The 12294-nt window shown below is 59.4% G+C and carries 9 protein-coding genes and 4 pseudogenes; 9 read left to right on the top strand and 4 right to left on the bottom strand.

What is annotated here, in order from left to right:
- The first annotated feature begins 175 nt into the window (after window positions 1–175).
- The 3 genes and pseudogenes from tnpA to tnpC (AC0QUY_RS41285) all read left to right on the top strand — a co-directional run.
- Window positions 176–583: an IS66-like element accessory protein TnpA gene (gene tnpA, locus AC0QUY_RS41295; RefSeq protein ID WP_161855456.1), complete on the top strand. Its 408-nt coding sequence runs from the start codon at window positions 176–178 to the stop codon at window positions 581–583.
- Window positions 583–930, top strand: coding sequence for an IS66 family insertion sequence element accessory protein TnpB (gene tnpB, locus AC0QUY_RS41290; RefSeq protein ID WP_161855455.1), 348 nt, complete (start codon window positions 583–585; stop codon window positions 928–930). The genes tnpA and tnpB overlap by 1 nt, the downstream gene beginning before the upstream one ends.
- A 120-nt stretch (window positions 931–1050) precedes the next feature.
- A pseudogene (tnpC, locus tag AC0QUY_RS41285) lies at window positions 1051–1821 on the top strand (IS66 family transposase); the annotation flags it as partial.
- 228 nt (window positions 1822–2049) lie between these two features.
- Here tnpC (AC0QUY_RS41285) and AC0QUY_RS41280 read toward each other — a convergent pair.
- Window positions 2050–3053, bottom strand: a pseudogene (locus AC0QUY_RS41280) (IS110 family RNA-guided transposase).
- Window positions 3054–3114: 61 nt separating this feature from the next.
- On the opposite strand from AC0QUY_RS41280, the pseudogene AC0QUY_RS41275 reads away from it, so the two are divergent.
- Window positions 3115–3312: pseudogene (locus AC0QUY_RS41275) on the top strand (IS66 family transposase); the annotation flags it as partial.
- An 88-nt stretch (window positions 3313–3400) separates the two neighbouring features.
- Here the strand turns inward: AC0QUY_RS41275 and ltrA are convergent.
- Window positions 3401–4642: a group II intron reverse transcriptase/maturase gene (gene ltrA, locus AC0QUY_RS41270; protein ID WP_161855438.1), complete on the bottom strand. Its 1242-nt coding sequence runs from the start codon at window positions 4640–4642 to the stop codon at window positions 3401–3403.
- Between the two features lie 682 nt (window positions 4643–5324).
- Between ltrA and tnpC (AC0QUY_RS41265) the strand changes: the two are divergent.
- Window positions 5325–5885 (top strand): annotated as a pseudogene (gene tnpC / locus AC0QUY_RS41265) (IS66 family transposase); the annotation flags it as partial.
- Window positions 5886–6148: 263 nt separating this feature from the next.
- On the opposite strand, the gene AC0QUY_RS41260 reads toward tnpC (AC0QUY_RS41265), so the two are convergent.
- Entirely contained in the window at window positions 6149–6352 is a 204-nt protein-coding gene (locus tag AC0QUY_RS41260) for a hypothetical protein (protein WP_161855454.1), read from the bottom strand.
- Between the two features lie 41 nt (window positions 6353–6393).
- On the opposite strand from AC0QUY_RS41260, the gene AC0QUY_RS41255 reads away from it, so the two are divergent.
- Window positions 6394–6639 carry a hypothetical protein gene (locus AC0QUY_RS41255; protein WP_161855453.1) on the top strand — a complete coding sequence of 82 codons (246 nt, stop codon included), beginning with the start codon at window positions 6394–6396 and terminating at the stop codon, window positions 6637–6639.
- A gap of 598 nt (window positions 6640–7237) precedes the next feature.
- Here the strand turns inward: AC0QUY_RS41255 and nodS are convergent.
- Complete coding sequence (gene nodS, locus AC0QUY_RS41250; protein WP_161855452.1) at window positions 7238–7834, bottom strand: nodulation methyltransferase NodS; 597 nt, start codon at window positions 7832–7834, stop codon at window positions 7238–7240.
- Between the two features lie 1038 nt (window positions 7835–8872).
- On the opposite strand from nodS, the gene AC0QUY_RS41245 reads away from it, so the two are divergent.
- The 3 genes from AC0QUY_RS41245 (at window position 8873) to AC0QUY_RS41235 (ending at window position 11984) form a co-directional block, all read left to right on the top strand.
- On the top strand, window positions 8873–10057 hold the full coding sequence (locus tag AC0QUY_RS41245; protein WP_371419325.1) for a PLP-dependent cysteine synthase family protein: 1185 nt from the start codon (window positions 8873–8875) through the stop codon (window positions 10055–10057).
- 1288 nt (window positions 10058–11345) lie between these two features.
- The gene (locus AC0QUY_RS41240; RefSeq protein ID WP_161856783.1) at window positions 11346–11798 is read left to right on the top strand and encodes a GNAT family N-acetyltransferase; all 453 of its coding nucleotides are present in this window, start codon (window positions 11346–11348) and stop codon (window positions 11796–11798) included.
- A 42-nt stretch (window positions 11799–11840) separates the two neighbouring features.
- Window positions 11841–11984: a hypothetical protein gene (locus AC0QUY_RS41235; protein ID WP_161855451.1), complete on the top strand. Its 144-nt coding sequence runs from the start codon at window positions 11841–11843 to the stop codon at window positions 11982–11984.
- Window positions 11985–12294: the final 310 nt, after the last annotated feature.

Below are 12294 nucleotides of genomic sequence, written 5' to 3'. Positions count from 1 at the left end.
GCGGCTATCTCGCCCGCGCCAACGATCCGCCACCAGGGAATCTGATCATGTGGCGCGGATTATCGCGATTCATCGATATCGCAACGGGAGCAAAACTCTGACTCAAAAATGTGGGTAATCGTAAGCCGGTGGCGGCCACCTTGCCGAATGAGGCGCGGTGTTGAGAACTGTCCTTATGGACAGTGATAGGCGCAGTGCCCAAGTCGAACGGCTTGAAGTGGTGGAGACCGGCCGGCGGCGCCGCTGGTCCGAGGACGAGAAGCGCAAGATAGTCCTGGAGAGCTTACAGGCGCCGCGCCAGGTTGCGGCGACGGCGCGGCGATACGGCGTTTCGCGCTCGTTGCTACTGCGTTGGCGACGGTTGTTTCGCCCTGAGCCGAAGGATGCCGCCGCGCAACAAATGGGCTTTGTACCAGCGAGGGTGGTCCCGGACTTGGGGGCGACGCCTGGTCCAGTCGGTCCGGCCAGCAGCGGGGCGATCGAGATCGAGTTTGCGGCTGGGGCTCGGATGCGGATCACCGGCACGGTCGACGCGGCGATGCTGAAGGCCGCGGTCGCGGCACTGGCCGATGGACAGCGGTGATGATCCCCATTGCTTCGGGCGTGCGGGTGTGGATTGCGACTGGCCACACCGACATGCGGCGCGGCATGAACTCGCTGGCGTTGCTGGTGCAGGAAGCCTTTAGGCGCGACCCCCACGGCGGCGACCTCTACGTGTTCCGTGGCAAGAGCGGCAAGCTGATCAAGATCCTTTGGCATGATGGGCTCGGCATGTCGCTTTATGCCAAGCGACTGGAGCGCGGCCGCTTCCTCTGGCCGTTGTCGGCCGATGGCGTGGTGACCATCACCCCAGCCCAGCTTGGCTACCTGCTTGAGGGCATCGACTGGCGGATGCCGCAACACACCTGGCGCCCGCAGGCGGCGGGCTGATCGCCGGGATTTGAATCGATCATCGATCGGTAGTTCGGACACGGCGTCTGTATTGTGATTCTCTGGTCGGCGATAGGCGCCGATGATTCTCTCCCCGACGATGTAACCACGCTGAAGGCGATGCTGCGCGCCGAGCGCGCGGCCCGGTTGGCCGCGGAAGCGGAGGCGCAGGCGCGGATATTGCTGATCGAGAAGCTCAAGCTCACGATCAAGAAGCTGCGGCACGAGCAGTTCGGACAGTCCTCCGAGCGCGGCGCATTGCTGGACCAGCTCGAGCTGCAGCTCGCCGATCTCGAGGAGAACGCCGCGCAAGCCGAGACGGCGGCGCAGATGGTAGCCGAGAAGATTGCGGTGCCATCGTTCGAGCGCCGCAAGCCAGCCCGCCGGCCGCTGCCGGAGCATCTGCCGCGGGAGCGCCTTGTGTATCCAATGCCTGCGACCTGCCCATGCTGCGGCGACAACCGATTGCGCAAGCTCGGCGAGGATGTGACCGAGACGCTGGAGCTCGTTCCGCGCCAGTGGAAGGTGGTCCAGCACGTGCGCGAGAAGCTCGTCTGCCGGGCCTGCGAAGCGATCAGCCAGCCGCCGGCTCCGTCGCATCCGATTGCACGCGGGCGTGCGGGACCCAGGCTGCTGGCCCATGTCCTGTTCGCCAAGTACGGCCTGCACCTGCCGCTCAACCGTCAGAGCGAGGTCTATCATCGCGAAGGCATCGACCTCGACGTCTCGACGCTCGCGGACTGGGTGGGCGCCTCCGCGGCAACCCTGATGCCACTGGTCGACGCGATCCGGAGCCATGTCTTTGCGGCCGAACGCATCCACGCGGACGACACCACGGTACCGGTCCTGGCCAAGGGCAAGACCCGGACCGGCCGGCTCTGGACCTATCTATGGACGGTCCCCGCTGTGCAAGGCCATTTGCTTTGTTCCGGCTAACGATCGTTTGCAGCTATCTATCCGGCTTTATGGCGTTGCCACGAGCCTTGATGAGATCCGCGGATCGGCGTCCAATTATGTTGGCGAGCTCGAGACTCGATAGGTCCAACGGGCTTAGCCGACCCCGGTCCGACCGGTTGCCATCACTCTGCTGTTGCCCTCGCAAACGGAACCGTGCTCGACTTATGCTCGCGCGCGGTAATCTTCACCATTGGCCATGATCGCCCAAGCGATCCGGGCAGTTTTGTGAGCAAGCGCGACTGTCACCACGTTGAATGGACGCCTGCCTAGCAACTCTGTTATCCAGGTATTTGTCACCCGATGGATACGGACGCGATGAACGGCTGCTCTAGCGCCATGTATCAACAATTTGCGAATGTATCCGTCGCCGCGCTTACTGATACCGCCCAACCGCTCCTTGCCCCCGGTCGAATGCTGCTTTGGTACTAATCCAAGCCAGGCAGCGAAATGCCTTGCCGAAGCGAACTGTTGTGGATGGTCGACAGATGCCGCCAGGGCGGTGGCAGCAAATGGGCCGATGCCAGCCATCTTCATGAGACGCCGACAGACTTCATTGTCTTTGGCAGTTGCAAGGATCATCTTCTCGTAGCCTTCAATGTGAAGCTCAAGGTCTTCGATCTGATCGACAAGGATTGACAGGGCGCTGCGCGCGCTCTGTGGAATGCGCTCGTCAACGTCCACGAGTGTCATGAGCTCTCTCGCGTTCGCTTTTCCCTTTCCGGCCACGATGCCCAACTCGCCCAAATGACCACGCAGAGCATTTATCGCGCCTGTGCGTTGTCGAATAAGCAAGTCGCGCGTGCGATGTAGCATCAAAATTCCTTGTTGTTCGACACTCTTTACGGGGACGAAACGCATGCCAGGTCGTTGGATGGCTTCCCAGCACGCCTCCGCATCAGCGGCATCATGCTTGTTTGTCTTCACGTAGGCTCGCACGTAGCGAGCCGGCATAAGACGTGCTTTGTGTTCAAGCTTTATTAGTTCACGAGCCCAATGATGAGCGCTGCCGCAAGCCTCAAGACCAACGAGACAACTTGGAGCCGTGAAAAGAAATCGAGAACCTTCCCGCGGGCGAGCTTCTTGCGGATAATTTCTCCATCCGCCGTAATCCAGTGGATTTGAAACCAGCTCTTCGAGATATCAAGCCCGATTGTCATCATAGCCATAGCTCGTTCTCCTTCTGGGTGCTCTTTTGCAGCTTATCAGGGCGGGGACCGTCCATCTCATTATGTGCGCGACGACCGCCCGTTTGCCGGTCCCGATCCGCCGGCGGCCGCGTTCTTCTATTCGCCGGATCGTGGTGGGGAGCATCCGGAGCAGCACCTGGCGGGTTATGCCGGGCTGATGCAGGCGGATGCCTATGCCGGCTTCGGCAGGCTCTACGAGGCCAATCGCAAGCCAAGTCCGATCATTGAGGCCGCGTGCCGAGTAGGCGGGGATGTTGCCATCCCCGCCCCTCACAGACCCGGACGAGCGGATTACCCGCATCCGGTTCTTCACGCGTAAGCTTCGCTCACGGAGCGGCATATTGGTGGACGATCTTGGCTGGCGGCAGCGGATGTCGCGCGAGCATGGCCCGGAAGCGTGACCACGGCAGATTGCTGTGGCGGCCACGCCGTGCGAGCCATTTCTTCCATATCCGCGTGAGCTGGTGGTGATACCATCTAATCCGTCGGCCGTTTCCGGAGATGCCGTAGTAGGCGCAGTGCCCCCGGATCACCCGTGACAGATGGGCGTGCTGTTCCCGGAACGGACGATGCAGGTTGAGCCGACACCATTCCGTCACGGAAGCCAGCGCGCGAGCATAACGGTCTTTTGCCGTTATCTGCCGGACCACATTCTTACCCTTCCGCGATTGACCCCACACATGGGTGAAGCCAAGGAAGTTAAACGTGGTCCCCGCCGTCGCAGGATGACGCCCATCAGGGCGTTTGAACCGGAAGTCTACGAAGCGGGTCTTGGTCGGATGGAGTTGAAGTCCGTACCGACTGAGCCGCTTACCCATCACATTCAGCAATCGCTTGCCGGACAGATGGTCCTCGAAGGCGATCACCGCGTCATCAGCGTATCGAACCAGAAGGCACCGCCCCTTGAGCCGCGGTCGTGCCACCTGCTCGAACCATTCATCCAGCACGTAGTGCAGGTAGATGTTTGCAAGCAGTGGCGAGATCACGCCGCCTTGGGGCGTTCCACCAGTCGTGCGGCGCAGGACGCCCTTTTCGAGCACCCCCGCCTTCAGCCATTTGTCGATCATCCTCCGGACGACGCCGTCCGTGACTCGCTGATCGAGGAATCGGCGCAGGTGCGCGTGGTCGATGGTGTCGAAGTATTTCGAGATATCGACGTCCACCACCCAGCGCAGCCCTTGCTCCATGAACCCATTACGTAGCGCGTGCAGGGCCTCATGGGCCGACCGTCCCGGTCGGAAGCCGTACGAGCACGGCAAGAAGTCCGTCTCGTAGATCGGCTCCAGCAGCAGGAGAATCGCCCGCTGCGCCACCTTGTCTTCCAATGTCGGGATACCCAGTGGCCGTTCGGTGCCATCTGCTTTCGGGATATAGTGCCGTCGCACCGGCGGCGCGACGTATCGGCCGGATTTGATGCGCGCCAGGAGATCATCAAGATTGACCTCCAGGTTCGCCTCATAATCGGTCGCCGTCATGCCGTCGATGCCGGGCGCGCCATCCTTGCGCGTCAGGCGATAGGCTTCGAGCATCCATTCACGGTCGATCAGGTGATGCAGCGAGGTCAGCACCCGCTCGGGATGTTTCCTCGCCAGATCGGCTATCCATTGTCGTTTCGTGGACAGGTTTGCAGGACTCAGCGTTCCCTCCCGTGTTTCTCGTCAATGGTCTTAACGCGTGGCGACTCCCTTCCCTCCAGTGGGTCCCGGTAAGCCCAGTTCCCCGCCTTCCTCAGTACTACGAAGCCGCTACGACTTCCCGCTGCGCATGTCCGTCAGCTTATGTCTTCGCCTCCGGATTCCACATGCCTTGGTGTTTCGTGTTCGCATGCGCGCTCCCGATGCCCGCCAAGTCGGGACACCAGGCCTGGAGCGTTGTTGAGGCCGGTGCTCCGCGCCAGCTTTCCATGTGGACACCAACGGGATCTCTCAGGTTTCCTGGTGACCCATCCCGCACCTTTGCCCTGCTCGGAGACCCCGGCCGAACCGATGAGCCTGGCCATAGCGGCTTTCCCGGTGCTGCCCCCGGACCCAACACGGCGAAGGCTTCAGCACGACCATGATTTCGAGGCTTGCCACAGGGCTTTGGTACCCGCTGTCTACGCTTCACGAGCGACGTTGCCGTCACCCATGCAAGACTCGCTTCCGGCTGGCGGGCTCCGCCTTTGCCGGGAGGGCGTCGAACCCTCTGGGTCACGATGAAAGGTTTCAGATCACATTCTTCCTCCTTTCCAGGACTTATCCTGACGCAAGCTGGGCGCACGGCCGGCGCAAGTTCTTCGATCTCGCGCGGCTCAGCAAGGCACCGATCGCGGCCGAGGCGATCAAGCGCATCGACGTACTGTTCGCCATCGAGCGCGAGATCAACGGTCTCGCGCCGCAAGAGCGCCTGTGCGTGCGCCAGGAGCGCAGCCGTCCCCTGATCGTCGAGCTTCAGGCGTGGTTACACGAGCAGCGCGCCAGTCTCTCCAGGAACAGCGACACGACCAAGGCGATCAATTACTGCCTCAGCCGCTGGGATGCCTTCACCCGCTTCCTCGATGACGGTCGCCTGTGCATGTCCAACAATGCCGCCGAGCGCGAGCTACGGGCTGTCGCCGTCGGCAGAAGAAATTGGACCTTCGCCGGCTCCGATGAGGGCGGACGCCGTGCGGCGGCGATCTACACCCTCATCGCCACCGCCAAGCTCAACGACATCGATCCGCAGGCTTGGCTCGCCGACGTGCTGGCGCGCCTGCCGGATCATCCCGCCAGGCGCATCCACGAACTCCTGCCTTGGAACTGGCGCCCGCAGAGCGTCGCTCACGCCGCCTGAGCGCAATCGGCTATCCGCCCAAAGCGACCTGACCAGGGGCCGTCGCCGGATGCGTACAGTGAAATCGGAGCGTTGGCGCCAGCGCGACGGGGCATTGTGGGTTGATGGCACTGCCGTGACTCCCGAGCCAGAGTCTAGAACCGTGCGCGACGAACTCAGTGACTGACCATAGGACACGATAAAGAAATCCGCGTCGCGCCGATCGCGAAGATGGATGCGGACGCGCTGATCACGCGCTGCATTACTGCAAGACGCTCAACGATTCATTCCTTGCGCTCGGCCTCTTGATCCGCGAGCTGGCTCGAAGGCGCGATGACGTTTTGAATAAAAGCCACATTCGAGGGCTGGTACGCGATATGCCATGGAATGTATTTGCCGAGTTGAACCGGCTGGTATTCTTGGAAACGTAGCCGCGCAGTAGCAGGAACCCGCGCGCTCTCGACGCACTGCGGATGATAAAACAGCATTAACGGCACCCAACCGGGCGATCTGTCGCGCGGCTGCCTTCGTGCTGACCGGGATCAAGTTGAACAAGAGCTTGCTGCGATTGCCCAACGGCTCGATCACGCAGGTGAAAGGCAAGAAGGGCGCGGTTCATTTCGCCAAGACTGGCGGCTCATGCTCAGGGCAGGGCGTGCCGCTCGATGGCCAACAGCTGCGATATATCGACTTTCCCATTCCCGAGGCGCGTGCGGAGCAAGTATGCGGAGATCGAGCGGCGTGGCAGGGGCATGTTTCGCGGCATTGCGGGTAGCAAGCAGGCGATGGCCGAGGTCCCCTCGGCACAGCTGCGCGGCAGCGGCGACCGCCACGCCTCAGTGAGTTGATCTGGGCAATGCCCGCGCGCTGAAGTTCTTGGCGGTGAATATGACAAGACACCTTCAACCTGGACGTCGCCGCCCCATCGGCTAGAAAACTGTTTCTCGCGAATGAATCGGCTCAAGGCATTAGGACCAACCGGAGTAAGCCTATAAGAAAAGGTAGTTGAAGTACTGCTGCTTGCACGGCACCTCACTTGGTCCGGAAGGACCTGCATGACTGACGCCCGGGCAACTTATCAGCCGGAATAAGGTTTGAACGTGGAGCGCTGAACATGACGATCTTCTTCTTGCTCTTGGCCGATTTCCCGTTGCCGTTGCCGGTCCGGGTCCCCCTTTTCATAGCCAAGGTGATCAGTCAGCTCCGCACCAGGTCCCTCAATCAGCGTCTTCCTCAGCTATTTGAAAAGCCCGTCCGCACCTGTGAGGTCTTTAGGCTTAGTTAGCAAGCAGTGATCCAGTAGTTCAGGTGTAAACGTCGTGACTCACAGAAACCTGCTTACACACTCGTTCTGACACCCTCCTGAGCCGGTATCAATTCGGCCGAAAGCAGGAGATCAAGCAGTCTTCGTTAGCCGACTGACCTTGGCAACTCACTCGCTCGACTTCGACCAACGATTCCTTCAACATGAGGATGCAAGTCTCAGCCCCAGCGGCATGGCCCCAACGTCTGCAGTTGGTATCTCGGGCTGACCCAAAAACCAGCTGTCCATCTGGCGCCAGCATCTGCACCAACTTGCGGATAGTCGCACGCATGTCGGTCAGGCCTCCAAGGTAGTAGAGGACTTCGGCCAGTACGATCAAATCAAACCGCTCGACGGTCGAAAATTGCTGAACGTCCGAAGCTATCCAGGTTATGTGCGACCACCGTTTCGTCCGCAGGCGAGCTCGAGCAATCGCTTGCGGCATAACGTCGATGACTGTGAGCCGTTTGCAATGAGGTGCTAGTATTTCCGTAAATGCGCCAGCCGCGCACCCGACCTCGAGGGCGTGGGAAATCACTCCTTGCGAGCGCGATAGCCGGAGCATTTGCGAGTGACGCTCGCGTTCGAATGGATTACCGTCGAGCCTCCACGGATCATCGGCGGCTAGTTCCTGCTCTAACGATTGATATTTGCTGTCCGAACTCATGATTAGCCTACCTACTGAGAATGCACGATCGGGTGCCCGCGCGTATGCTGTCAAACGAGACCAGCCTCGAAGAACTACGCGAAAGCTCCGCCTCCCTGGGTCTACCGACCATTGAAGAGCCTCCAGTCCAGCTTTTCGCAGACCTCATGAGCACACCTCTTCAGTCCCAATCCAGTACCGCGCATACCAGGACGCAGCTGGGCAATCGTCCGTTCGTGCTTGCCCATCATCGAGCAACTGTGTTTAAACGAACAATTCGTTTCACACGCATTTTCCTGATTGATGGTTGAGTTAGCTGGCGTCTGACTATGGCGATTGCGGCAAAGTTAGTAAAATCTATTGTTTTGATGGAAGGTATCCATTCCGATAATGGTTCGCGAAGAACGCGTTCGCGTTAAGCGCATGATGAGCCGGCCGCCTTGACGTAGCAGCACATGCTAAAAAGCCCCCACGACGTTGGTCCTGCGAAGTTCCTCGCCGGATATCGAATGCCTCGAAACGTCAGACGCAGAGCTGGACGCGCTCGAACACTGCTCGCGGCGAATCGGGATCGAGCCGATACCGCTGCTTGATGAAGGCCAGCGGCGGCTCCGCCGATGATCGCATCAGTTAACCGCTCGACACGATCCGATTTTGTATAGACTGGATCGGAGGCGCCCATCAAACATGACTAGAGCTAGGTTCAGAATGCTCGAGAGGAATCCGAGTCGTGCAGCGTTTCGGCTGGTGCCGGCCAAAATTAGGTGCGGCATAACTTATTGGAGGAAGGCGAGGTGATTAAATCAATTCGTCAGAATTCTGACGTTCGACTGGCGGCACGAGCCGGGTGTCCCATGACAAGAACTGCAGGGATCAGAAAGACGAGCGAAAATGCGATGCGTCGTCACGTGTCGTGCCTCGATGGACCCGGAAATCTATGCGAACACTCGATGCAGCGCTTCGTGGCAGTCTGGGAGCCCTCCATGCCGCTCGGAAGTTGGGCGTCGGGCATCAGAGCGACCGTGGCAATGCGACTTGATGTGCAAAGAGAATTATTTCATGCTAGACGCTATGTCGATCGGGCGCACGTCTTTCAGTCGCAATGACTCGAGCTTGCCGAGCTATCGGCGTGGCTGGGTGGACGAGGCCGTGGCTGCGATCGAGGCCGAGCAGTGCCGCACGGCCGATACGCACCTAACTCGGCTGATCGTGCCGGCTCTCGCCGGCATTGACATCTATTTGAAGGACGAGTCGACCCATCCGACCGGCAGCCTGAAGCACCGATTGGCTCGCTCGCTATTCCTCTACGCGCTCTGCAACGGACAGATTCACGAGGGCACGCCAGTCGTCGAGGCCTCGTCGGGGTCCACGGCGGTGTCAGAGGCCTACTTCGCGCAGATGATCGGCGTACCCTTCTATGCGGTTATGCCGCGGACGACGTCGGCCGAGAAGATCGCTGCGATCGAGCATTATGGCGGCAAGTGCCATCTGATCGACGACGGCCGCGCGCTCTATTCCGAGGCAGCGGCGCTCGCCACCCGTCTCAACGGACATTACATGGACCAGTTCACTTTCGCGGAGCGGGCGACGGATTGGCGTGGCAACAACAACATCGTCGAGTCGATCTTCACCCAATTGAAGGGCGAGCCGCGCCCTGTGCCGGACTGGATCGTGATGGGAGCCGGCACTGGCGGCACCTCGGCGACCATCGGGCGTTATTTGCGCTATCGTCAGTTTCCAACGCAGCTCTGCATTGCCGATGTCGAGCATTCCGCCTTCTTCGACTGCTTCCGCTATCAGGACCGCTCGCGAACTTGCGAGCGTCCCTCGCTGATCGAAGGTGTCGGCCGGCCCCGCTGTGAGCCATCCTTCGTTCCGACCGTGGTCGACCGCATGATGAAGATCCCGGATGTTGCGACGATCGCGGCTATGAACGTGCTGTCGCGTCGCCTGGGCCGGCCGGTCGGCGGCTCTACCGGCACCAACTTCTTCGCACTGTGCCGGCTGGCTTCGGAGATGTGCAGCGCCGGCCGAGCGGGATCGCTGGTGACGCTGATCTGCGACTCGGGCGAGCGCTATCGGCAGACCTATTACAAACCGGAGTGGCTAAAGGCGCGGGACATCGATCCTACGCCCTATGAGGCCGAGTTGATATTCTTCCTAGAAGCCGGACATCTGCCCGGATTCTCGATCGCAGACGTGACGAATCCGTTGAATGCCCGAGGTGCAGCGGAACCACGCTGATCGAAAATTACACCTCGTCTGCACCGGCGTCAGATTTTTCAAATCGCATCGGTTTGGTAGGCGAGTGCCCGTTGGTTCGGAACCAATCAAAGTGTGGCACATCCGACGCGATTCTAACGGGTGGCCTCCACCTTGGTGAGTGACGCTCTATAGCTGAGCTAAGTGTGCATCTCGTATTTCTTGCACATTTGCTGCAAATATGAAGCGACGAATAACGCTCTCGCAAGTCTTCGAATTGCGAGCTTTCAAAATTCTTCTTTGCGCCAAATGGTTCGACACGTGCATTCGCAGGGCAAGCGTCTGGGCTGTCGTCGCGGAACTCGCTTTCCATGCCCCGTTAGAATTCGGGCAGGGGGATTCGTACAAGACCCGCGATGCATCCCGGGCTTCGAGAGCTGCGCTTCACCCGCACTTGGAGGCGATCGAGCGTTGATACCCTTGCTCTACGAAATGCGCGTCAAGGCCATTCAGGAGCATGATGGACGAAAGTGTATCAGTGTTGATGCTTCAAGGACACCCGTCCATTTAACGACAAATATCGAGACGAGTTTCCTTTCGGCGCGGTCGACGCAAATCTCAACTTCAGGCCCAGAACTATCACACCCAGCCCAGCGGCCGACCGGAGACAATTCTGGGCCAAGCAAGCATTGCCCGCACCTAGAATGACACAACTTTATCGATTCCTTCTTATTTCCTTCTCGACGCACTCCGAAAGTTCAGAGACGAAGAGGAAAGCCGGTAAGTTAATACGTCGACTTCATCCATTGGATGAATGTTACGACGGAGATCATGGGGTCGGCATCGCGGCCCTGGAGAGCTTGCCGAGGTTGCTTGGCGCGAGAAGACGAGGCGCGCCGTCCGCTTCGAACAACGGCACCATCCGACTGAGGGCAATAGATATGCGGCTTTCGTTGTTGGCACGTGTTTTGAATGTCGGGCCCTACCAGAACAGCTCAATGGGAGACGAGGATGATAGGTTATAAGATCGTGTGAAAGATCGTTGGTCATCTGCGATCTCAACGTGCGACATTTGCTAACCTGGACGCCCGATGCATCCGACGAAAGCCTGTGTCGTGTATCCTTCTTTCGTTCAGAGCCATTTGTCCTGCACACTTGTAACTCTGACGTCTAGATTGAGAGCTGGAAATCTCATATGCTAGCGGAGTCGGACATCAAATGTACGAACGCAAACAATCGCGCAAGCACAGTCTGGACAATTGTCCTCGGCTTTGCCGCCGATCCGTTGATGCGCTGGAGTTGGCCTGACGCAAGGCGATACATTCAGAGCATGCCTCAGTTCATCAACGCCTGTGGCGGACGAGCATTCGAGCATGGCACAGCGTACGTCACGGGAGGGGTTCGCGCCGCGGCCCTGTGGCTCCCTCCCGGCGTACAACAAGATGAGGCGGCGCTGGACGAAATCATGGCGCAATCCCTGAGCCCGGGGATTACCGAGGATATGGCACACCTGCGGCGGGGAATGGCCGAACATCATCCGCCCGAGCCACATTGGTATCTGCCTCTCATTGCCACCGATCCCAACTGTGCCGGACAAGGGCTTGGCACATTGCTAATGAAACACGCTCTTCAACGATGTGATGAGGAGGGCGTTACCGCGTATCTCGAAAGTTCGAATCCCGAGCACATTCCCTTTTATCAACGCCACGGCTTCAAGGTCATTGGTGAGATACAACATGGCTCTTCGCCGCCGCTCACGCCAATGTTGCGAACGGCTAGCTAGCTCGAAGCGTTGGCCCACCGCTTTGGGGATAGCCATCTAGCCGTGCTGCGGCCGCTGCTGACGCTCGGTCGCACGACTCAGGCCGTCTATGACAGCAAGCGCGCCGATTTCCAGAAGATCTACGCCCAGCTTACGCACAGAAAGAACCGTCCAAAGGCGGCCACAAGCATCATTACCTCGCGTTGAGCCAGCTCGGTCCCACATTTACCCAGCTTATTTCCAGGGCCATCACGATCGATACTTCACACTGCGCGATGGCGCGGGTCTGTTTATGAATGTTACGACAGTTGCTGTAATGGATAAGGCGGCCTTTGGCATGGCGGGATAAACCGGGATGGCCAAAGAAGATTTACTTCATCGATGCGAGTGCGTCGGCCGTGAAGAACGCCGGATTTCAACTCGGGACGAATTGAAGTCGGACCGTGAGCTGGGCGAGGAACTGGCGCAACAAGAGCTCGAGCCAGCGGATGAGACGCCGGAAGTTGTAGCCCGCTGC

This window comes from Bradyrhizobium sp. WYCCWR15520, assembly GCF_056174665.1.
Note: the sequence above shows the minus strand (reverse complement) of the source record. Positions and strands in the feature narration are given on the sequence as shown.